A 23,483-nucleotide genomic window follows, 5' to 3' on the forward strand; every position below is an offset into this window, starting at 1 on the left:
GAAAGCATCTAACCATCATCACTAATTTGTAATCGTGCTGTGGTGTTATTGTCTTTTGGCGTCGTAAATGAAATAGATAAATCACCAACCGATTTTTTATTCGGCTCAGCTTCGCGACTAATTGCAAGTCCAATAACGGCGGCGTTTGTTGCTGTAGAGTTACCAATCACAAAATCATCTACACCACTATAATCGCCATTCTCACTGCCAACCACTACACTTGTATTTGCTGCAAGAGGGTTATTATAGATATCTGAGTAATAAAAATTAAAAGATAATGCATCCAACTCCACACCAGAGTCATAAGTCTTAATATTTACTTCTGTAATATCACACAGTTGATCGTCTTCACTTTCTTCAAGGCCGAGCACCACAATAGATGAATTATCATACTGATTCAGAATATCTGAACAAGTGCTAATACTATCAGTAACACCTAACGCATTTGCTGAAAGATTTCCTGTTAGATTGCCATCTGCATCTAACTCAGGTTCCGCCATTGCTGCTGCAAACTTACGACGTAATGACTCTTTATCAATTGCAAAGCGATAATAAACGGTGCTACCCGACATAATAACTTCAAATGAACGGCGCACATCTATAAGCTCTTTGTTACACATATTAGCAGCCTGTGCAGCTTCTGTGCATAATAAGCCATTATATTTGCCATCACGTAATGTATGCATACCATTAGAGTCTATATCACCAATTGGTTCCTCAAAATGGGCACCGTTTGTTGCAAACTCACTACATGGATCAGTGTCTGATCCATCAGTACAAAGTTGGGCATCTTTGACTATAGAAGCTGTTACTGGATCATAAATAGCTGATAAACCATCGTAAGTACCACTTTCATTATGATCAACGAACGCTTCACTCAAATCATAGCCTGAATAATATTCATTACTATCAAAGAGCCCATTGCCATTAATATCAATGAATGATTCCTGCCCTTTTGCTGTAACTAAAACTGTTGCACGGGCCCCAAGCGGCACTCCTAACTCATTACTATTCGCATTTAAAATCCCGTTCAAACAGGGCGCTGGTGCATTTCTATATAAATCACAGTTACGCGTTTCTTCTAGCAATCCGGAAAAATTGGCATCACTATTTAATTGTGTCAATGATACTGCATTACTTTGTTCAAAGGTTGGATCAACAATACCTTCGATATCTTCTAAGTACTTTGCTTTAACACGAAGTAGTTTTTTAGGGTTATAATCTGATACTTTATTCCCCCACTTACTTTCCGTAAATGGTCTAGGATTTTGGCTACGCCATTGCACCGTACAGGCACCATCAATAGATCGGCATTCTAGTTGGGGATTGCCCTCTTCACCATCTAAAGTACCAATAGCCCCTCCCTCTGTTGTTAAATAGACAGCGGTTCCATCTGGAACTGGGTTATTAAAATGGTCTGCAATGAGTACAGTAATATCAAACGTTTCATTATCGTATTGCAAAGTTTCTGTTGAAAAATCAGTTATGGATGCTGTAAAACTATTATTATCAGGAAGACCTGTACTAATAGAAAGTAAGTCAGATACGCTGATGATTTGTTGATCTAACGACACGAGCGATAAATTCCCAGTTGGACAGCTCACACCTTCCTCACGGTCACCCTCTGCTTTTTGGCATTCGGCATACACATCTTGCCAACACGTTACATCATCATTTTGATCAGCAGGAATTTGCTCATCTGGAATAAAGCACGCTTGCACTCTTACTGCCATTGGCACAAAACCTGAATTAACTTGAACTAGTGCAGATCCTTCCCCATCAGTGTCAACACTATGATGCGATAAACTGATCCCCCCATTAGTCGATGTAAGACGAAAATCTAAGCGTTTGTTTTCTACATCTTGACCAATTTTATCGATTAATTTAAATTCTAGTTTACTGTTTTCTTGACGGCCAACGCCTCCAGTACCCTTTAAAGCAATCACATTTGGCTCCGCTGAAATAAATTCAATTGATGCCACATCAGCTTCAGAAACTGGAATGTTAACAGATGCAATTTCAGGTGTTCCGCCAGTTAATACCGTTGCGATAACGGTATCACCTTGCGTACTTTTACAGCCATTTGTTCTATAGGTTGAAGTCGCAATCCCGCCAATGCTGATCACGTTTTCATCAATAATCGATTTGCCACTTTCTACACAACTTGATGTAAACTGAACATCAAAAGGAGTAACTATTAAATCATCATTATTGTCTCTAATTTCAACAGTAATGACAGTTGTTGCGCCCGCCGCTAATGGTTGATATTGTCCTTCGACTGGGTTGCCCGAGCCATCTAATAAATTGGGTAAACCATTATCAATAGATACATTTAATTCTGCCGTACTAATTGAGAAAGCTTTATTTAAACTGCTATCTTTTGCTGTTGCAGTTAATGTTCCAGCACCACTACTTGCTCCAGGTTGTAATTTTAATAATGCAAAACCAAAATTATCTGTTAATGCTTTTCCTGAATCAGGCAGTAGCTGCCCTAAATCAGTGGACAATTCAGCGATAATACCAGCGATGCCGTCACCACTACTCGTATCAACCACTTTAATAAGAACATCAATCAATACATCTGATGAAAATGTATTAGTCACTGCACAACCAGTCGAAGGATCGAGTGGATTTAATGCCTCGGAATTTCGATTCGCATCCCAATTGGCATTACACCCTTGTAAAAGTTTTATATCTAACTCGGCTTGTGCATTTTCTATCGGGGCATCATCGCCATTTGAAACAAAACCAGCTGTTTTAGTTATGACTTCGTCACTTTCTGACCCATAGCTTGCTATAATCTGGCCTGCACCTTTGAAATTACCGCTACTTAGTGTCACAGTAGCAACACCATTTACATCGGTTAATGCTGTACCTAACTCTGGGGTTATTTTACCTGTATATTTAGATGTGAAACTGATTAATTGTGACGCTAATGGAAGTCCATCATCTTTTAATGTTGCAGTGACGATACCTTTATTATCTTTACTTACCGGGTTTAACTCTGAAAATACAGCACCACTTTGGTCTAAAATATTTAAATCGAGAGTAATTGTACCTGATACCCCTGTATCAGTTCCTTGACCACCAGTTGACTGAAAATCAAATGTACCTGTGTAAGAATCACCATCTATACTGTACGTAGCTGTAACCATACCTGCACCAGCATCTTTACCTGCGGTAAGCTGAACTGTTGCTACGCCGTCATTTTGTGTTAAAGCAGAGCCTGTCGTAGGCTGTAACAAACCGATACTATCAGTTAAGGAGAAAACAATGCGCTTACCGGCTACAACTGAATCGTTGTATTTTAATGTAGCCCTTAAATCGAGTGGCGCAGCATTTGTCACTGTATTAGATGCAGTCCCAGTGTCCTGCGTATACCCTTGTACAGTAATTGTGTAGTTATCTTGTACAGTGCCATCAGCATCTCCAGTTGATGTAAATGCAAACGACTGTGCGCTACTAATCGTTTCGCCCTCAATCGTGACAAAAGCATCAACAGTGCCAGCTCCTGCGTTACTACCCACCGCAAGAAGAATTTTTGCAGAACCATCATCATCAGTGATCGCAGTGCCTGATGTTGGTTCAAAAACTCCGTACTCACCGTCTGTGCTAAAAGTAACTCTGACATCTGAAACTGCAGCTCCATCTTTCAACAATTTTGCCGTTAGCTGTAAACGTTGTTCTGAGGAGACCTCATTAGCGGCTTCACCTGTTGTTTCAGATACACCACTTACAGTTAATGTATACGTTGCAGAATCTGTACTGTCATCAAGTGATCCCCCGTCCTTTTCAATTGAACCACCGCCACCACAGGCTGCGAGTAGAAAACTGAACATCACAACACTGAGCCATCGAATTAAAGGCATTGATCTCTCCCTAGCGTTTGTTATTAATATTAAAATATATATTTACTCAATATTAACCTATAACTGGCACTAAAATCACAACTTTTTATGAGTTTATTAGTTGTTTTTTTGATCCGACTTTTTTTTACATATTTATCGATTTTTTCTGTATAAAAATCTGCAGGCTGGTAGGCTATGGCAAATTTATAAAAATAGATTGTTACTATGTCGAAAATCCGTTCAATGAGTTTAACAACCCGTATTATGATTGGCATGGCCCTAGGTGTGGCTGTAGGCTTTATTTTCCAAGCTATTTTAGCTGGCGAAGACGATTACCTAATTCCGCTTGGGTTATTCTCTTTGCCAATTAAAAGCTTCTTTGTAGATGGTTTATTTCATATTGGTGGGCAAATATTTATTGCCAGTTTAAAAATGCTGGTAGTGCCATTAGTATTTGTGTCTCTGGTGTGTGGAACATGTAGCTTAAGCGACCCTAAAAAATTGGGTCGCTTAGGTGGTAAGTCCATTGGTTTATATTTAATCACCACAGCAATTGCAATAACAGTCGCTATGACTCTTGCTCTTCTTGTCAATCCAGGTGAGGGTATAAATCTTCCAACTGAAGCAGCCTACAGCGCAAAAGAAGCACCAACACTTGCTCAAGTTATTATCGACATGTTTCCTACCAATCCAATCGATGCGATGGCAAGTGGCAATATGTTGCAAGTCATCGTGTTTTCGCTTTTATTTGGTATCGCGATGGCCCTCAGTGGTAAAGCCGGTAAACGCGTCGCTTTAGTATTTGAAGATTTAAATACTGTTATTCTTAAATTAGTAACACTATTGATGAATGTCGCTCCGTATGGTGTGTTTTGTTTAATGGCAAAACTATTTACCACTATAGAGCTTGATTTAATTGTCAGCTTAGCAAAATACTTTGGTGTGGTGATGGCTGCACTCGCTATCCACGCGTTCATTAATTATTCAATCCTTCTAAAAATTCTTACCGGTCTAAATCCTGTGACTTTTTTAAAGAAAATGAAGCATGCTTGCTTGTTTGGTTTTAGCACCTCGAGCTCAAGTGCCACTATGCCAATTACCTTAGAAACTGCGACAAAGAAATTAGGAGCTCATAACTCAGTTGCCTCATTCACTGTTCCTCTAGGTGCCACTATCAACATGGATGGTACTGCCATCATGCAAGGTGTTGCGACTGTATTTATAGCCCAGGTGTTCAGTGTTGATTTAACCCTGTCAGATTATTTAATGGTTATTTTAACAGCTACTTTAGCGTCTGTTGGTACTGCAGGTGTGCCAGGCGTTGGCTTGATAATGTTGGCAATGGTGCTTAACCAAGTAGGTTTACCGATTGAGGGAATTGCGATTATTATTGGTGTTGACCGCTTACTTGATATGACTCGTACAGCCGTCAATGTCACGGGGGACTGTATGGTTACCTGTGTTGTTGCAAAGTCAGAAGGCCAATTAGATGAAACTGTATTTAATGACCCAGATGCAGCAAAAGACTTAGAAGACTATCATCAAAAAGAAAACTAAGTTCTCGTAATACCTAAAAAGCCAGCTACTGCTGGCTTTTTAGGTTAGAATCTTATATTGTTTTTTTAACCACATCAGCAGCTGGTTTTCTTAATTTTACGCGTTTAAGTAATATGCTTTTAAGCGAATCTAATACAGGTTTAGAGTATATTGCCCAAATTGAGTTATGGCCGCATCATATTTACCAACACCAATTGAAATTTTCCCAACTTGATCTACACGGATCAACGTATCAAAAAGCTTATCCCAAATGGCTAAGGCTGAGCCTAAATTTGTATCAAAGTGTTTTGGATTATCACTGTAGTGAATTTAATGTAGCGCAGGACTAATAAACCAATTTTCAGTACGTTTTCCCCAGCTGAGCCATACATGTGAGTGACGAGGGTTTGAGCCCATCGTGTTAAATGGCAAATACGAACACGTAGCTCCTAGTACATCAAGCATAGAGAGCTGCGTGCCAAATATATAAAAACAAAGACCAATCCATTGAGTGAAGGCCATACGACATGCGTATAAATAGTAATAAGGTAAATATAGCTGGTACCGTAGTTAAAACGATAGGCACATATTATATACCTACAGCTATCCCTATTTCCCCGCAACTGGGTATGGGATGAATTCATCTGCATCATTTACTATTTCCGGAAACTGCCTGTCATTCCATAGCTGTTTGGCCTGCTCTATTCGCTGCTTATTACTAGAAACAAAATTCCAATCAACATATCGCTTACCTAAACTTTCGCCTCCTATGAGTGCAATTTGGCTATCTTTATGTGCTGTGACTGTGACATGTTCGTTTGCATCTAGTACAACCATTGAATGTTCAGTTATTTGAGTGTTTTTTAACTTTAACTCACCAGAAACAACATACAAACCTCTTTGTGCCGCATTAGGCAGCTGCAATGATTGCCCTGCCTTTAAATAAGATTCAATATAAAGCGTCGAGCTATAAGTTTTTACTGGTGATGTAGCTTTGAATGCTGTTCCTATCATTATTCTTACACTAACGCCATCGATTTCCAATTGGGGTAAGTCTTGTGCGCGGTAATGATAAAATGCAGGATCCGCTTCTTCATCTTGTTCTGGTAAAGCTAGCCAAAGTTGTAAGCCATGTACCGAGTGCACTTGATTTTTAACCCTTGAAGGCTCTCTTTCAGAGTGAACCATACCTGAGCCTGTTACCATAAGATTTAAATCTCCTGGTCGAATAACCTGCTCACTTCCGATTGAATCTCGGTGTAAAATTTCTCCCTCAAATAAATAAGTTACCGTTGCTATATTAATGTGTGGGTGCGGCCTAACATTAATTCCTTCACCTGCTGCAAAGGTTGCAGGTCCCATGTGATCGAAAAAAATAAAAGGCCCAATATTCTTTATGGCTTGATTAGGTAATGTACGGCGTACACAAAAACCGCCAAGGTTTTTTTCTTTTGGATGAACTATTTTTGTAATTGCACCACAACCTGCCTCAATATCACATGACATTTCAGTTATTTGGCTTTGACTACTCATTTTTATCCCCACTATAATGTATTGAAACAATAAGGCGTGTTTTCTCACGCCTTATTTTGTCTACTACTGTGATTTAAATGTTGTATAGCTATTAATCAAATTGCGGTAATCAGGTATATGGTTTGAGAACAGCTCTCCTAACCCTTCTACATCATTTCGCCAATCACGGTGCAGTTCGCATGCTAAACCAAACCACGACATCATTTGTGCGCCTGCTGCCGACATTCGATCCCATGCGGCATCTCTTGTCATTGGATTAAACGTACCAGATGCATCAGTGACTACAAATACATCAAAGCCTTCTTCAATTGCTGATAAAACAGGAAATGCCACGCATACTTCTGTTACGACTCCAGCAATTATTAATTGCTTTTTACCTGTCGCTTTAATTGCCTTAACAAAATCTTCGTTATCCCATGCATTGATCTGACCAGGTCGAGCTATATAAGGCGAATCAGGAAACATTTCTTTTAGTTCCGGTACAAGAGGACCATTTGGCCCTTCCTCAAAACTTGTAGTGAGTATAGTTGGTAATTCAAAATAGTTAGCACAATCTGCCAACGCTAACACATTATTTTTGAATTTATCGGGGTCAATATCTCTTACTAATGATAATAAGCCAGTTTGATGATCGACTAGAAGAACTGCTGCATCTTCTTTATCTAAACGAACATAAGGTTTAGTCATCTTCATTTCTCCTATATAAAAGTGCGCAATGCACCATATGCATTTAGGAAACCTAAATGCGCGTTAAACGACCAAACTTTCCAGTTTGGTAGTCTGTAATCGCTTGTTTTATCTCAGCTTCGCTATTCATTACGAAAGGGCCATAACCAATAATAGGTTCATCAATTGGCTTTCCTGAAAGTATTAACAACTTACTATCACTAAGTGCTTCTATAGAAAGCCCATGATCTGATCCCGAAATAGCGAGTGTTTGATTTTTAGATAAAATTTTTCCATTTAGTTTTAACTGTCCATCACGAACAACCACAATCGTTGTCCAACCATTTTGTAACGGTAGGTGGTAGTGACCTGAAGTTTTGATTTCACCATCCGCCACTAAAATAGGACTGTGAGTTGATGCCGGTCCTTTTTTGTTAGCTAACTGGCCTGCAATGACACGTAGAAAACCGGTTTTATCAGGCAAAGCCACACTAGGGATTTGCTTTGCTTTAATTTCTTGATATTTAGGTGCAGACATCTTGTCGACCTTGGGTAAGTTGACCCATAACTGCATCATTTCTAATACGCCACCTGTTTCAGCAAAGGCGTTTGAATGAAACTCTTCGTGTAAAATTCCACTTGCCGCTGTCATCCATTGCACATCACCTTCACCAATTACACCTTTCTCACCAGTGGAATCTTTATGTGCGACTTCTCCTTGATACACAATAGTGACTGTTTCAAACCCACGATGCGGATGTTCTCCAACACCGCGTTGATGCTCAGAGGGATAAAATTGCATTGGCCCAGCATGATCAAGTAACAAAAAAGGGCTAATAGATTGTCCCTGTTGCTGATATGAGAATAATGTTTTTACCGGGAAGCCATCTCCCACCCAGTGAGAATGGGGAGAAGAAAAAACACTTTCAATTTTTTTCATTACTGACTCCTATTGTTGAACATGCTTATTAGTTTAGTTTTTAAATATAAGTTTGAGTAGATAGCAAAAATGAGTATCATAGTTCTATAAATAGAACGATAATAGTGACACTATGCAAGATCTTAATGATTTATATTATTTTGCAAAAACAGTAGAATATGGTGGCTTTGCGCCTGCTGGGCGAGCACTGGGGATTCCAAAATCAAAGCTAAGTAGACGAATTTCAGCCTTAGAAAATAGACTAGATGTTAGATTGATATATCGTTCAACTCGTCAATTTAAAGTAACTGAAATCGGTATGACGTTTCTTTCTCATTGCCAAGCAATGCTTGTAGAAGCTGAAGCAGCGAAAGAAGCAGTAGAATTCATTCATGCAGAGCCCTGCGGCACCATTAAACTATCATGCCCAATTGCATTACTTCATGTTCATATTGGCCAAGTACTCGCTGATTTTATGGCACAATACCCAAAAGTAAACGTTCAACTCGAAGCAACTAATCGCCGAGTCGATGTAATAGCTGAAGGAATAGATGTAGCTATTAGAGTCAGGCCTGCGCCTATTGAAGATAGTGAACTCGTGTTAAGAGTATTATCACAAAGAGGAAAATGCTTAGTAGCAAGCCCTGCGCTTGTCAATAAATATGGCCTGCCAAAAAGGCCTGAAGAATTATCAACATGGCCAAGCTTAGGCTTAGGCCAACCGCAGCATCATTACACTTGGCTGCTTTATGGTCCTGATGATCAAGAAGCTAAAGTTAGTCATGTACCACGTTACGTAACAACCGATATGATTGCGTTACGTAATGCAGCTTTAAAAGCAATTGGTATCGTCGAGTTACCTGTACTTATGGTTATGGAGCAATTAAAAGATGGCTCATTGGTTCATTTACTACCTCAGTGGCAACCTAAAACTGATATTATTCATCTTGTATACCCTTCTAGGCGTGGTCTTCTGCCAGCTGTAAGGGCGTTGGTTGATTTTCTAACTAATTATTATCAATCATTCGAAGAAGCGTAAAACTTCCCGCCCCTCTTTTAGTTTATTATCAATCTGATAGGCAACGTCATTAGTCTATTTAATTTCTAAATCACTATCATTTGATAAGTTAATCTATGGAGTTTATTGCTGCTGATGAGTTTAAATTAGGCTGTTTATTTCTTCGGCTTGCTTTAGTTAAGTACTCAAAAATAAAGCCACCGATTGCACCTGCTACCAATTGTAAATAGAAACCCCATCCTCTAGCGCCGGCAATAATGGTAATATTCATAATTGATTCAATCGCTATTAAAACCACTGCAAATGCAGTAATCCCCGATAAAACAAATAATTGAAAGGCGTATTTATTGTATTTTCTATAAATTAGCCCTGCGACCGAAAATGCGATAGCTAGTGCAACGGCTATTATCGCACCGTAGGTGGGCAGTAAGCCTAGCCAGTCGTCGAGCGTTAAATTAATGCGATCGCTAAAACCAACCACAACGCCCACATTCACTAATTGATTGACAACGTATTGACTATGAAACAAGCTAGCAAGGGTGAATGTTAGTAACCAAGAGGTTAAAAATGAAGGCAATAAACGTGTTAAAAAGTGCATGGTTATCTCAAATCAAAATAAAACCTTTTACCTACACTAGCAAAGGCTTGCGCCGTAGACAATGTATCTGTTGCTTTACCGCGTTATGGTCTTTGTCACTTCCTGTGAATGCAAATTTTCCTCTACCAGCAGAACAATATAATACCAACACACTTGCCACGCAATTGCAGTCACCGTGGAGTATGGTTGAGCTGCCAAACGGCACATGGTTAATCACCGAACGTGATGGTCATGTAGTCATTGTGAAAGATAACGCACAAACCCGAGTTAAACTAGCGCTCGATGGTTTATACGTTGCAGGTCAAGGCGGATTACTCGATATCGTGTTATCTCCTGACTATAGCCAGTCCAACGAAATAATTTTCACATATGCTCAAGGTGAAGCTGATGCCAACCGAGTCGTAATTGCTAAAGCCATCTTTGATGGTACAGACTTTTCAAAGCCAGAGATAATTTATCAAGTAGCAACAGATAAAGACACTCCACAGCATTATGCTGGTCGCGCCTTAGTTCTGCCCGACAACACTTTATTATTTTCAAGTGGTGATGGCTTTGATCACCGAGAGCAAGCACAAATTACTACCAGCCAACTAGGTAAAGTATTACGCATTAATTTAGATGGTAGCTTGCCAAGTGATAATCCATATATTGAACACGAAAACCTTGCTGCGCGCGCAATTTATTCAATTGGCCACCGTAACACCCAAGGGTTGGTTTATGATTATGATACCCAGCAAATAGTCAGTCACGAGCATGGCCCTGCTGGCGGCGACGAACTAAACTACTTAACTGCTGGCACCAATTACGGCTGGCCGGTGATAACCTACGGTAACGATTATTCTCAAGCCCGCATTTCGCCTTTTAGGGAATATGCCGGCATGAAAAAGCCCACCATAGATTGGACGCCCTCTATCGCGCCATCTGGTATGGCGTATTATGGCTCTAAGCAAAATGCCTTTCCTGCACTGCAAAAGCACGTACTTATCACTACATTAGTGGATAAAAAACTTTATGCAGTAGATTTAGAAGATGGCGAATTTACCCAAACTCATGTATTCCCAGAAGCAGCCGGACGATTAAGAGATGTACTTGTTACAGCAAAAGGGAATGTCGCGGTGCTAACCGATGGTAAAGAGGCAAAGTTATTGCTCGTTACTCCAAAGTGATTAACTGCATTAAGACGGTAGCGATTTAACTATTGGTATTTTTTATCACAATTTACCTTGGAAGAATAATATCTTTTTAATCACAGTAAATCAGTGGGTTCAAGGTTTAAAAGTGGGCAAAACAAGATGTGTAGATCCAACCTAAATAGGATATTCCTACAGCCTCAACGCCGCTTTATATTCTTGTAATATTGCGCTTTATCCTACCCCTGATTTATTTTATGTTGCATATACATCACATGAAAAATTGATGTAAAAAACGGGTTCAACCAAAGTTTGTCACCTTTATGAGATCCTGCTATTAAATTAATACGATTACGTACCATAATTATCCACGTTACATCGAAAGCACTAGATAAAGCATGAATAACAATTGAGCTTTTTAAAATTGATAAATCGTGAATATTAGCTAAACCATAAATCAAACTGCCTAATGAAATGATAAATAAAATTATTGTAGTAAGAATAAAATAATTAGGTATTTTAAGCTCTGTATGCTCATTAATTTGGCTTGAAAAACGGTAAAGTTTATATATTAAATATGAGCCAATAGTCAGTACACATAAAACTAGAGTCTTTAGCACAGAGTCAACTTCGAATATATCTGTAAGTCCTTTTTTCATTTATCCTCCAATGCTTTACATAGGCTATAGTCGACATCTTTAGCGACTTCATGCGGCATCTTATCAACTTGAAAATACCCCCAAATAGACAATAAAATTAATAACGTTGGTATTAATAAATGCAATACCGACTTTAAATGCCCCTTCCAGCCTCTAAGAATTTTCGTGGGTTTGTAAACTTTCATTCCCTTGGGAGGAAACTGTTTTTGAGTAATACCTTTATAGCCAATTGGAACAGTAACCACACCAATTATGAAAGCACATAAAAGCGGCAAACCTACAAACAACGAATACCACAAAACTGAAATTCCAGAATAACCTAGTGGAGTATGGCAATGTGCTGTGTCAGCATACCAAGAGATAAAAGGGAAAACCCATTTGTTATGAGTGATCATAATAAACAAACCTAGCAACATTGCTAAAAGTATTCTTCTTAATTTTTCTCCTTTAGAGAACTCTTCTGCATATTCGATAACACTCTCTCCTTGAGTAAAAGCTAACAAACCTTACTGAATAAAATTTTGGATGTTATAACACCCAAAACGGTGCATATTGCATGCGCTAATAATTCCATTATACAACTCCAATGTAAACAAGTAATTACGCGGGTTATAAAACAGCTATTTAAAGCATGCCCTACGATGAGCATAAATTTTAATGCCAAAAGCTTAACCTTCATATGAACTTGATAAAATCATGGCTAAAGCCTATTCCTACGTAATAAATTTAACACCGGGTTAATCTCACAACTCGCTAACTTTACTCTTGCTAACTCGCTAACTAAACCTTAATTAACAAAAAAGCCGCTGTTCGTCACAAACAGCGGCTTCTCTTATTAAAGCTATTCAGCTTATTTAATCACTTCAAGTCCACCCATGTATGGGCGTAGTACTTCTGGTACGACAACTGAACCGTCGGCTTGTTGGTAGTTTTCAAGTATTGCTACTAGTGTACGACCAACGGCTAAACCTGAGCCGTTTAGTGTATGCAGTAATTCTGGCTTTTTCTCACCAGTACGGCGAAAACGTGCTTGCATACGGCGTGCTTGAAAATCAACCATGTTAGAACATGATGAGATCTCACGGTACGTGTCTTGTGCTGGTAACCAGACTTCTAAATCGTAAGTTTTTGCAGAGCCAAAACCCATGTCGCCCATGCATAAAATCACTTTACGGTACGGTAATTCTAAAGCTTGTAAGATTTGTTCAGCATGGCCTGTTAGCTCTTCAAGTGCTTGCATTGAATCTTCAGGTTTTACTAATTGTACAAGCTCTACTTTATCAAACTGGTGCTGACGAATAAGGCCGCGGGTATCACGGCCGTAACTGCCCGCTTCACTTCTAAAACACGGCGTGTGCGCAGTTAAACGAATAGGTAAGTCTTTTTCGTCGTAAATTTCATCACGAGCGCTGTTAGTAAGCGGTACTTCAGCTGTTGGGATTAAGCTAAAACCTTCTTGCTCTTCTCCGTCATCATTAACTAGACCTTTGGTGTGAAATAAGTCTTCAGCGAATTTAGGTAACTGACCTGTGCCGTATAGGCTGTCGCGGTTAACTAAATACGGCACGTACATTTCTGTGTAGCCGTTTTTATCCGTGTGGGTATCTAGCATAAATTGAACTAGCGCACGGTGCATGCGTGCAGTTGCGCCGCGCATAACAGTAAAACGAGAGCCAGTGATTTTAACGCCCATTTCAAAATCTAAACCATTTAGGTCTTGGCCTAAATCAACGTGATCTTTAACTTCAAAATCATATTTCTTTGGCTCACCCCATGTTGAAATCTCAACATTTTCAGACTCGTCCGCACCTGCTGGTACTGATTCATCAGGCAAATTAGGAATAGCAAGCGAGAGCTGCTTTAATTGTTCTAAAATTGCATCTTGCTCAGCTTTAACGCTATCTAGTTGAGCGCCTAAGCTACTAACTGCATCAAGTAATGGTTGTGCGTCTTCGCCTTTTGCTTTTGCTTGGCCAATCGCTTTAGAGCGGCTGTTACGCTCACTTTGTAGTTCTTGTGTTTTTACTTGCAGTGTTTTACGTTTTTCTTCAAGTGCGCTGACAGTCGCTGTATCAAGCTCGTAGCCACGTGCTGCTAGGCGCGCTGCTGTTTGTTCGATATCTTGACGTAATAATTTAGAATCTAACATGTTAGTTTTTTAACCTTTTTGCATTACCAGCTGAAGGCCCAGCCAAGCCATAAAAATACACACCGTCACGTTTAAGACGATATTGAGGGCCATTTTTAAAAAGTGGCCTTGTTGCAATAGCAACAACGAATCCATTGAGAATGTCGAAAAGGTGGTCAAAGCACCTAAAAAGCCAATTCCGATAAGGGATTTAGCGGGGCTGACGGTGATAATTTCGCGCTCTATCAAACCGTATAATACGCCCATCAACAATGAACCCAGAATATTAACCGCCAACGTGCCAAAAGGGAATCCCCTACCTAGCAGTTTTAGCATGCTTTCGCTAATAAAAAAGCGTAAACAAGCACCAGATGCCCCACCCGCTGCAATCATGAGGTAGAACTTAAGTGTTGTCATAGCGCTTTAGCTCACTTTGTTGATCACGTTGTTTGAGGTAATCAAGCTTTTGCTTAATTTTTTGCTCAAGGCCACGCTCTGTTGGGTAATAATATTGCGTGTCGGCAATTGGCTCAGGAAAATAATTTTCGCCTGCGGCAAATGCACCTTCTTCATTATGTGCATAACGATACTCGGCACCATAGCCTAAGTCTTTCATTAGATTGGTAGGCGCATTGCGTAAATGCTCAGGCACAGGGTAACTGGGTTCATTTTGCGCATCCGCCTTGGCTTGATTAAACGCCATATAAACCGCATTACTTTTTGGCGCACTGGCTAAATATAAAGTCGCTTGGGCGATAGCTCGTTCGCCTTCGCTTGGCCCTACGCGCTGAAAAATATCCCATGCATTTAGGGCCACTTCCATTGCGCGTGGATCTGCGTTACCGATGTCTTCTGTGGCAATGGCTAATAATCGTCTTGCAACATAAAGCGGATCGCCGCCACCAGCCAGTATTCTGCAATACCAATACAAGGCACCATCGGGTGAACTACCGCGCACTGACTTATGAAACGCGGAGATCAAATCGTAAAACTCATCACCGCCTTTGTCATATTTGGCTAAATGTGTTGGTAGTACTTGGCTCAATACGTGTTCATCCACTAAGTATTGACCGTTGCTTTGTGTGGTTAAATCAATGGCTTGTTCGAGTAAATTAAGCACTTTTCGGGCGTCACCATCGCTTGCTTGGCACAGTGCTTTTTTTGCATTATCGGCAAGGGTAATGGTTTTTGTGCTGAGTTCATCATCGCTTTCAAGGGCGCGTTCAATAACTAAATGTAAATCAGCTTCTTGTAATGACTTAAGCACATATACTCGGGCACGGGATAAAATCGCGTTATTTAACGCAAATGATGGGTTCTCGGTGGTGGCGCCAACAAATATAAAGGTGCCATCTTCAATGTGTGGTAAAAATGCATCTTGCTGAGATTTGTTAAAGCGGTGTACTTCATCAACAAACAATAATGTACGCTGCCCACGGCCCTCAAGGTTATTGCGAGCCTCACTCACTGCATCACGAATATCTTTAATACCTGCAGTTACCGCCGACATTTGAATCAGCGCGGCATCTGCGTGATTCGCTATAATTTGCGCAAGGGTGGTTTTACCCACGCCCGGTGGCCCCCACAAAATAAGGCTATGACAGCGCCCTGCTAATATCGCCTGGTACAGTGGTTTATCTTGGCTTAATAGGTGTTGCTGCCCTATATACTGCTCAAGGTTCGTTGGTCTCATACGCGCTGCAAGCGGGCGCACATCTGGGCCAAAATTAAAGCCTAAGTTACTCACTGCTATTATTCGCCTTGGCTTTGGTCATCTATTTCAACGTTTTCAGGAATGGTAAATTCAAACGTTGCGTTGGCTAATTGTTCATTTACTTTGGTATCACTAAAGGTGAAGGTAGATGATTGACCTGAACTGTCTTTAACCAGTAGTTTTTCAAGCCCTGTTTGGCCTTGAGCAAATACGATATCAAGCTGTTCAACTTGGCTTGCAACGCCTTTATTTGGTGTCACGCTAAAGCCTGTTTCAGTGGCTTTCACTTGGTACTTTTGCCACTGCGCTGGGTCTTTTGAGGTTAATAATACAAACGGTGTTGAATCAATCAAGCTATGGGTATTCATGATAGTCACTTGCTCAGCAAAGCTGTCAAAATAATACGTTTTATCACCATTTGATATAAACAAGGTATCGTCTGGACTGGCTTGTTGCCAACGGATCATCATAGGTTGTTGTAAGGCAATATTGCCCTTCCCTTGCATGATTGACTCACCTTGGTCGTCATTAACTTGTTGTACAAACTGCGCTTGAAAACTTTTTAGCTCGGCAAGTTTATCTTGTAGTGCTTGGCTGTCACTGGCAATCGCTGTTGTAGATAAAACACAACTTACTGCTAGTGCTAAATAGTTAAATTTTTTCATTTAATTTGCTCCACTGTTGGGCACTAAAACATCGCGAGCACCGTTATGTCCTGGTGCGCTCACAATACCCGACGTTTCCATTTGCTCGACTAAACGCGCTGCGCGGTTATACCCTACTCGCAACTTACGTTGTACACTCGAAACCGACACTTTGCCGGTTTCAATCACAAATGATACTGCTTCATCATAAAGCGGATCAGACTCTTCATCCGCGTTTTCGCTGGCTTCGCCCGGCAGTAATATCTCTTCTGTGGCATCACCGTTAAGTATTTCATCTACGTAGTTTGGTTTACCCCGTTTTTTCCAATCATCAACCACCGCATGTACTTCGTGGTCGTCTACAAATGCGCCGTGTACACGCACAGGTACGCTGGTCCCTGGCGGTAAATACAACATGTCACCCATACCAAGTAGGTTTTCTGCACCTTGTTGATCTAATATGGTGCGCGAGTCAATTTTACTTGATACCTGAAACGCCATACGCGTTGGTATATTGGCTTTTATTAAACCGGTTATTACATCAACCGAAGGGCGCTGCGTTGCCAGTACTAAGTGAATCCCCGCAGCACGGGCTTTTTGCGCAATACGTGCAATCAGCTCTTCAACTTTTTTACCAACAATCATCATCATGTCGGCAAATTCATCAATCACTACAACGATGCTTGGTAGTTTATCAAGCTCATCTGGGCCTTCTTTCATGCCGTCGGTGTCTTTAAATAATGGATCTAGAATTGGATAACCCGCTTCTTTGGCTTCCAGTACCTTTTGGTTGTAACCTTTTAAGTTACGAACACCTAACGCTGACATTAACTTGTAACGACGTTCCATCTCGCCCACACACCAACGTAGCGCATTGGCAGCTTCTTTCATGTCGGTGACAACTTCACACAATAAATGTGGGATACCTTCGTAGACTGAAAGTTCCAACATTTTCGGGTCAATCATGATCATGCGAACATCATCAGGGCCTGATTTATACAGTAAGCTTAATATCATCACATTAACGCCCACTGACTTACCTGAGCCCGTTGTACCGGCTACAAGTAAATGCGGCATTTTGCCTAAGTCGGCACAAATTGGCTCACCCGCGATGTCTTTACCTAGCACCATAGTAAGCGGTGATGGATTTTGCTCAAACTTAGGCGCGTCAATGACTTCTGATAAACGCACTATTTCACGGTGTTTATTTGGCAGCTCAATCCCCACGTAGGTTTTACCAGGGATGACTTCAACAACACGTACGCTCACCGCTGATAATGAACGGGCTAAATCTTTAGCAAGGCCGGTAATTTTAGACACCTTTATACCCGGTGCTAAATCTAACTCAAAACGAGTAACTACAGGGCCTGGGTATACCCCGACAACTGCTGCTTGTACGTTAAAATCAAGTAATTTGGTTTCAACTAAACGAGATACAGCTTCAAGCTCTTCAGGCGAAATTGGGTTTTTCGCTTTGTCTGGCCTGTCAAGTAAATCAAGGGTTGGCAGCGGCGCACTTGGCGGCTTTTCATCTAATAACTGCTCAAACTTTTCTTTCGCTGTAGGTGGCGGCTGATAGGTGCTTTTTGGCTTAGGCATAGGTCTCGCTGGTGAAACAACCGTTGTTACTGGTTTTTCAGGCTCAGCCACATGGCTTTGATCCAGTGCATTTAATGCAGCAGCGGTATCCATTGGCTCATCATCTATGGCGCTAAAGTTAATTTCTTGATCAAGAATATCATCGAGTTCATCAAAGGCATTATGCTGTGGTTGCGACTGCATTTGATCTGCGGTAAATCTTTTTGGTGGTTGTTCGTTAGTTGGTTCATCATTAAAACTAATTGCGCCTGCTTCAACTAAAGGTTCGTCTAAATTGCTCTGTTTTTCTGGGTGTGTTGCTTCGCGTTCACGGTGTAACCAACTGTTAAATTGTGCCGCAATGTATTTGTAAATACGTACGACCCAATCACCCAAGAAGTCAACAAACTGCACCCAAGACACACCTGTTAGTAATGTAAGACCAGCGAAAAAAAAGCACAGTAATAAGATTGATGTACCGGTGAAGTTAAACGCTGGCATCATGGCCCCAGCAATCACATCTCCTACTACCCCACCCGATGAAAAGTTATAAATATCATCAAAATTTATGCTGCTAATTGCTGTGGCCGAGGTAATAAATAACGCAAATCCAATTACTCTTAAGGCAAGTGTGGTGTAATCAAGCTGAAAAATTTTATGGGGTTGTTTAAATAATAAATAACCGAATACTTGAATCGCAGCAGGCACTAAATAAGCTAACCAACCAAAAGTAAGAAGTAAAATATCAGCTATCCAAGCCCCTGCGGCGCCGGTAATATTATTGACGTTTCTAAACTCACCTGTTTGCGACCATGCAGGATCGGCAGGATCGAAACTAATTAACGCACACAAAATAAATATTGCCGCGAAGCTACTAATGATTAGTCCGGTTTCTAATAGTCTTTGTACACCGTTTAGGCGCATAATTCCCTATTCCTCATTTTTCTTTATTCTCACACTTAGCAGTGGAATACCTTAGCAGGAAATACTTTTTGTTGCACTTTATCTTAACCTTGATGGCCTGATTATGAACGGCTTTTTAAGATTTACGCGATATAAGGTCGAATGATCACGCCTTGTTCGCCTTTTACTTCTTCCATCACCACATAAGTACGGCTTTCACTGACATTAGGTAGCTTTAATAAAATATCGCCTAATACCCCTCGATACTCGGACATATCATTAACCCGGGTTTTTAGTAAAAAATCGAAATTACCCGACACCAAATGACATTCTATGATTTCATCGTGCTTTTTCACCGCTGCGCTAAACTCATCAAATACATCCGGGGATGTTTTAGTAATGGTCACTTCTACGTAAACCGATAAGCCCTGCCCTAACTTAGTTGGGTCTACCACAGCTTTATAACCTACAATGTAACCTTCTCGTTCCAGCTTTTTTACGCGCTCTAGGCAGGGCGTGGCGCTGAGGCCAACTCGTCGGGCCAGTTCAACATTAGAAATACGGCCATCATGCTGTAATTCCATCAATATTTTACGATCAATTCGGTCTAATAACTCATGCATTTCGCCAACTAGTTTTTTACACTGTTTATTTTCTATATTTAGATTATATCACTAGTTAGCAACTTAAAAAAGGTGAGACACACTGGTCAATGATGAATATAATAGTGAAAAATTTTATCCCGTTCCAACAAGGCAAAGATTATGATTATTGGTGTACCTAAAGAAATTAAAAACCATGAATACCGTGTAGGTATGGTTCCTGCGAGTGTTCGTGAATTAGTAAATCACGGCCACCAAGTGATTGTTGAAACTGATGCAGGTATGGGCATTGGTTTTACTAACGAAGATTACACCCTTGCAGGTGCTGAAATTTTACCGACAGCTGCAGATGTATTCGCAAAAGCAGAAATGATTATAAAAGTAAAAGAACCACAAGCTGTTGAACGTGCAATGCTACGTGAAGACCAAATTCTTTTCACTTACCTGCACCTTGCACCGGATCTTCCACAAACTGAAGACCTTGTTAAGAGCAAATCAATCTGTATCGCTTATGAAACAGTCACTGATTCACGCGGTGGTTTACCACTTCTTGCTCCGATGAGTGAAGTAGCTGGTCGTATGTCTATTCAAGCTGGCGCACAAGCACTTGAAAAATCAAACCACGGCCGTGGCATGCTATTAGGTGGCGTACCAGGAGTTGAGGCAGCTAAAGTAGTTGTCATTGGTGGTGGCATGGTTGGTCGTAGCGCTGCACAAATGGCTGTAGGCCTAGGTGCTGACGTTGTTGTACTTGACCGTAATATCGATGTACTACGTGCACTAGACGCACAGTTTGGTAATAAAGTTAAAGCGATTTACTCAACGGCTGATGCACTTGAAAAGCACGTGTTAGAAGCTGACTTAGTAATCGGTGGCGTGCTTATCCCAGGTGCAGCTGCACCTAAGCTTGTAACAGCAGAGCACATCAAAGCAATGAAGCCTGGCGCTGCAATTGTTGACGTTGCAATCGACCAAGGTGGTTGTATCGCAACTTCTAAAGCAACCACTCACGCTGATCCAACTTACATCGTTGATGAAGTTGTGCACTACTGTGTTGCTAACATGCCAGGTGCTGTACCGCGTACTTCTACGTTTGCACTTAACAATGCAACACTGCCTTTCATCATTAACCTTGCAAATAAAGGTTATAAGAAAGCTTTATTAGATGACGCTAACTTCCTTAAAGGTCTAAACGTGATCAAAGGCCAAGTTACTTATAAAGAAGTTGCCGAAGCGTTCAACATGGAATACGTGGACCCACGTACTGCTGTTGAAAATGCATAAACTGCAACACGCATAAATGAAAAAAGCAGCTAAATTTAGCTGCTTTTTTTGTATCTAAATCTTAGAGTCTGCTGTCAACAGACCCTAGTGTTATATAAAGCGTTTAATTATAAAGTCAACTTTAACGCGCTTAGCCTGCCCTAACAACTTCTTCACCGCTTGCGGATAGTTATCCATTGTTTCTAAATCTTCTGGCCCATTAAGGCGCCTACAGTGTTTTAGGATCTCTGCTTTTTCATTATCAATTGCAGGCATGAGCGATTGCTCAGGATCTTCCAATAAGATGCCGTTTTCAATATCTAAGCCCCATGCACGTGGGTTTAAATTATGGCCACTTAGTAAATGATACTTACGATCAGAGCAGATACCTTTTAAGTGAAACGAATTGCTTTCATGCTTCCACAAATAGACATTTAAGTTACCATTGGTAATGTGACGTTTTTGCGATTTTAAAAACTTAAGTAAAATCGTTTCATATAAATAAGGCAATGCACCAATTTTACTAAATGGCTCACTCGGCGGTAAATAAAAGTCATTGGCGGTTTTATCACCTACCACAATAGTGACTTGCTTGCCTTGTTTAAGCAAACGCCTTAAAGAGCGCATTAATGGTGCAGGAAAATTAAAATAAGGTGTGTACAACACCAGCTCCTGCTCCGTGCTATCAAACAGTGACTTTATCAGTCGATTAAGCTCATTGCTACGACGCCCTAAACCTAAAAACAGTCTAACCCCAAGCGGCTGCGTATTTGCATCGACTGCGTGAGCGTAACTAGCTTGCTTTAAAGAGCGCATTAATTGTTTTTGCGCTAGCTTAATGTCGTTAAACTTAGTAAGCGGACGTGTATCAATGCGCGGAACTGCTTCAGAGCTTAATAATTGCCCTTCAATAAAATCAACAACTGCATTACATAAGGATGCCTGCTTAACTAAAAAATAACGGTCTAGGCGATAGCGTTCATCGTACTGTAAATACACATTATTTAAGCTTGCACCGCTATAAAGCAAGGTATCGTCTATTACAAAGCCTTTTAAGTGTAATACACCAAATAGCTCTTTTGCTTTTACTGGAACGCCATATACTTGAACATTAGATTGATACTTTTGTTGATAGTCACAATATAAGCTGGCGTTACCATCTGATTTTGCTGCGCCAATCAACCCGCGTTGGGCACGGTGAAAATCAACCAGTACTTTTACTTCTAGTTCTGGTTTGGCTAATGATGCTTGATGTAATGCTTCAAGTATTTCTCGCCCTGCTTCGTCATCTTGTAAATAAAGCGCGGTAATATATATACGTGTTTGTGCGCTTGCGATCAAAGCAAGTAATTGTGTGTGGTACTGTTTTGCATTGGTTAAGACGTTAACGTCTTTTGAAGTCAACCCAAATGCGGGTTTTTCCTGCCAAAATAACATAGTTGCCTATTCACTTAGGTCACCCTTGTGCAGGGGGACAAATCAAAATTAATTAAAACATATCAAAAAAACCGAGCTTGGTCATGAATTAACGGTGTCTGTTAGATTAATAATGGTTTGATAGTTCATATATCATACAGAACGGTTGTTTTGTGCATTCTAGTACACAATATTTGACAGCTTTGCGATTTGCTAAAAAAAATAATCGATAGTTTTATTTACTTCCCCCTTGTTTCTCTTAAAATCGAGCACATTAATACGCTATCAAAACGTTTAGGATAAAAAGCATGAGTGAAGCAAAACATTGTAAGTTACTAATTTTAGGTTCTGGCCCTGCAGGCTATACTGCAGCAGTATACGCAGCACGCGCAAATTTAAACCCTGTATTAATCACAGGTATGCAGCAAGGTGGCCAACTTACAACAACAACTGAAGTTGAAAACTGGCCTGGCGATGCTCATGGTTTAACAGGTCCTGCATTAATGGATCGTATGAAAGAACACGCAGAGCGTTTTGAAACTGAGATTGTGTTTGATCACATAAATAAAGTTGACGTATCAAAACGCCCATTTACCCTTACTGGCGATCAAGGCACATATACATGTGATGCTTTAATCATCGCAACCGGTGCATCTGCTAAATATTTAGGTTTAGAGTCTGAGACAAACTTTCAAGGTCGTGGTGTTTCAGCATGTGCTACCTGTGATGGCTTTTTCTATAAAGGCCAAAAAGTAGCGGTCGTTGGCGGAGGTAATACAGCCGTTGAAGAAGCGCTTTATTTATCAAACATTGCGGATGAAGTACATGTTATCCACCGTCGTGATAGTTTCCGTAGTGAAAAAATCTTGGCTGACCGTTTAGCAGAAAAAGCAGCAAATGGTAACGTGGTTCTACATTATAACCGCACATTAGACGAAGTACTTGGCGACCAAATGGGTGTGACAGGTATTCGTATTAAAGATGCCAATTCAGATGCGACCGAAGAGCTTGATTTAGCGGGTGTATTCATCGCTATCGGCCATAAACCAAATACTGATATGTTTGTTGACCAACTTGAAATGAAAGACGGCTATTTAGTTGTTGAGTCTGGCCTAAACGGTAACGCAACTCAAACTAGCGTACCGGGTGTATTTGCAGCCGGTGATGTATCTGATCACATTTATCGCCAAGCAATTACTTCTGCAGGTACAGGTTGTATGGCTGCATTAGATGCTGAACGCTTTTTAGATAACCTGTAATTTATACAGTTATACCAATTGCATGAAGGGCTGATTTTTTCAGCCCTTTTTTGTGCTTAACAAAAAATG

19 protein-coding genes are annotated in these 23,483 nt (G+C 40.5%); 5 read left to right on the plus strand and 14 right to left on the minus strand.

The window, feature by feature from the left end; genetic code table 11:
• Positions 1 to 8 precede the first annotated feature (8 nt).
• Entirely contained in the window at positions 9 to 3,869 is a 3,861-nt protein-coding gene (locus tag B5G52_RS16350) for a hypothetical protein (RefSeq protein ID WP_087533720.1), read from the minus strand.
• A 204-nt stretch (positions 3,870 to 4,073) separates the two neighbouring features.
• On the opposite strand from B5G52_RS16350, the gene B5G52_RS16355 reads away from it, so the two are divergent.
• Positions 4,074 to 5,405, plus strand: a complete 1,332-nt coding sequence (locus B5G52_RS16355) for a dicarboxylate/amino acid:cation symporter (RefSeq protein ID WP_087533721.1) — start codon at positions 4,074 to 4,076, stop codon at positions 5,403 to 5,405.
• A gap of 588 nt (positions 5,406 to 5,993) precedes the next feature.
• On the opposite strand, the gene B5G52_RS16360 is transcribed toward B5G52_RS16355, so the two are convergent.
• The 3 genes from B5G52_RS16360 to B5G52_RS16370 form a co-directional block, all read right to left on the minus strand.
• On the minus strand, positions 5,994 to 6,917 hold the full coding sequence (locus tag B5G52_RS16360; RefSeq protein WP_087533722.1) for a pirin family protein: 924 nt from the start codon (positions 6,915 to 6,917) through the stop codon (positions 5,994 to 5,996).
• A 63-nt stretch (positions 6,918 to 6,980) separates the two neighbouring features.
• Positions 6,981 to 7,604: an isochorismate family cysteine hydrolase YcaC gene (gene ycaC / locus B5G52_RS16365; protein ID WP_087533723.1), complete on the minus strand. Its 624-nt coding sequence runs from the start codon at positions 7,602 to 7,604 to the stop codon at positions 6,981 to 6,983.
• Between the two features lie 52 nt (positions 7,605 to 7,656).
• A complete protein-coding gene (locus tag B5G52_RS16370) occupies positions 7,657 to 8,523 on the minus strand; it encodes a pirin family protein (RefSeq protein WP_087533724.1) in 867 nt (288 codons plus the stop codon).
• A gap of 112 nt (positions 8,524 to 8,635) precedes the next feature.
• On the opposite strand from B5G52_RS16370, the gene B5G52_RS16375 reads away from it, so the two are divergent.
• Positions 8,636 to 9,541, plus strand: a complete 906-nt coding sequence (locus tag B5G52_RS16375) for a LysR family transcriptional regulator (protein ID WP_087533725.1) — start codon at positions 8,636 to 8,638, stop codon at positions 9,539 to 9,541.
• An 88-nt stretch (positions 9,542 to 9,629) separates the two neighbouring features.
• Here the strand turns inward: B5G52_RS16375 and B5G52_RS16380 are convergent, their stop codons facing one another.
• Positions 9,630 to 10,118 carry a hypothetical protein gene (locus tag B5G52_RS16380; protein WP_087533726.1) on the minus strand — a complete coding sequence of 163 codons (489 nt, stop codon included), beginning with the start codon at positions 10,116 to 10,118 and terminating at the stop codon, positions 9,630 to 9,632.
• Between B5G52_RS16380 and B5G52_RS16385 the strand changes: the two genes are divergently transcribed.
• Positions 10,103 to 11,284, plus strand: a complete 1,182-nt coding sequence (locus tag B5G52_RS16385; protein ID WP_087533727.1) for a PQQ-dependent sugar dehydrogenase — start codon at positions 10,103 to 10,105, stop codon at positions 11,282 to 11,284. The two genes, B5G52_RS16380 and B5G52_RS16385, sit on opposite strands and share 16 nt — an antisense overlap.
• A gap of 203 nt (positions 11,285 to 11,487) precedes the next feature.
• On the opposite strand, the gene B5G52_RS16390 is transcribed toward B5G52_RS16385, so the two are convergent.
• From B5G52_RS16390 to lrp, 8 genes are all read right to left on the minus strand, one after another.
• The gene (locus B5G52_RS16390) at positions 11,488 to 11,907 is read right to left on the minus strand and encodes a hypothetical protein (protein ID WP_087533728.1); all 420 of its coding nucleotides are present in this window, start codon (positions 11,905 to 11,907) and stop codon (positions 11,488 to 11,490) included.
• Positions 11,904 to 12,410 carry a hypothetical protein gene (locus B5G52_RS16395; protein WP_140394342.1) on the minus strand — a complete coding sequence of 169 codons (507 nt, stop codon included), beginning with the start codon at positions 12,408 to 12,410 and terminating at the stop codon, positions 11,904 to 11,906. Before B5G52_RS16395 ends, B5G52_RS16390 begins: the two co-directional genes overlap by 4 nt.
• A 347-nt stretch (positions 12,411 to 12,757) precedes the next feature.
• The gene (gene serS / locus B5G52_RS16400) at positions 12,758 to 14,056 is read right to left on the minus strand and encodes a serine--tRNA ligase (protein ID WP_087533730.1); all 1,299 of its coding nucleotides are present in this window, start codon (positions 14,054 to 14,056) and stop codon (positions 12,758 to 12,760) included.
• 9 nt (positions 14,057 to 14,065) lie between these two features.
• On the minus strand, positions 14,066 to 14,452 hold the full coding sequence (crcB, locus tag B5G52_RS16405; protein WP_087533731.1) for a fluoride efflux transporter CrcB: 387 nt from the start codon (positions 14,450 to 14,452) through the stop codon (positions 14,066 to 14,068).
• Positions 14,439 to 15,782, minus strand: a complete 1,344-nt coding sequence (locus tag B5G52_RS16410) for a replication-associated recombination protein A (protein WP_087533732.1) — start codon at positions 15,780 to 15,782, stop codon at positions 14,439 to 14,441. The genes crcB and B5G52_RS16410 overlap by 14 nt, the downstream gene beginning before the upstream one ends.
• Positions 15,783 to 15,787: 5 nt before the next feature.
• Positions 15,788 to 16,414, minus strand: a complete 627-nt coding sequence (lolA, locus tag B5G52_RS16415; protein WP_087533733.1) for an outer membrane lipoprotein chaperone LolA — start codon at positions 16,412 to 16,414, stop codon at positions 15,788 to 15,790.
• Entirely contained in the window at positions 16,415 to 18,895 is a 2,481-nt protein-coding gene (locus tag B5G52_RS16420; protein ID WP_087533734.1) for a DNA translocase FtsK, read from the minus strand.
• A gap of 122 nt (positions 18,896 to 19,017) precedes the next feature.
• Positions 19,018 to 19,497: a leucine-responsive transcriptional regulator Lrp gene (gene lrp, locus B5G52_RS16425; protein WP_087533735.1), complete on the minus strand. Its 480-nt coding sequence runs from the start codon at positions 19,495 to 19,497 to the stop codon at positions 19,018 to 19,020.
• A 141-nt stretch (positions 19,498 to 19,638) separates the two neighbouring features.
• Here lrp and ald point away from each other — a divergent pair, with 141 nt between their 5' ends.
• Entirely contained in the window at positions 19,639 to 20,760 is a 1,122-nt protein-coding gene (ald, locus tag B5G52_RS16430) for an alanine dehydrogenase (protein WP_087533736.1), read from the plus strand.
• A gap of 90 nt (positions 20,761 to 20,850) precedes the next feature.
• Here ald and pssA read toward each other — a convergent pair whose 3' ends face one another.
• Positions 20,851 to 22,176: a CDP-diacylglycerol--serine O-phosphatidyltransferase gene (gene pssA / locus B5G52_RS16435; protein ID WP_087533737.1), complete on the minus strand. Its 1,326-nt coding sequence runs from the start codon at positions 22,174 to 22,176 to the stop codon at positions 20,851 to 20,853.
• 287 nt (positions 22,177 to 22,463) lie between these two features.
• Here pssA and trxB point away from each other — a divergent pair, with 287 nt between their 5' ends.
• Positions 22,464 to 23,414 carry a thioredoxin-disulfide reductase gene (gene trxB, locus B5G52_RS16440; RefSeq protein WP_087533738.1) on the plus strand — a complete coding sequence of 317 codons (951 nt, stop codon included), beginning with the start codon at positions 22,464 to 22,466 and terminating at the stop codon, positions 23,412 to 23,414.
• Positions 23,415 to 23,483 lie beyond the last annotated feature (69 nt).

It is taken from the genome of Pseudoalteromonas sp. A601 (assembly GCF_002165575.1).
Classification (GTDB): domain Bacteria; phylum Pseudomonadota; class Gammaproteobacteria; order Enterobacterales; family Alteromonadaceae; genus Pseudoalteromonas.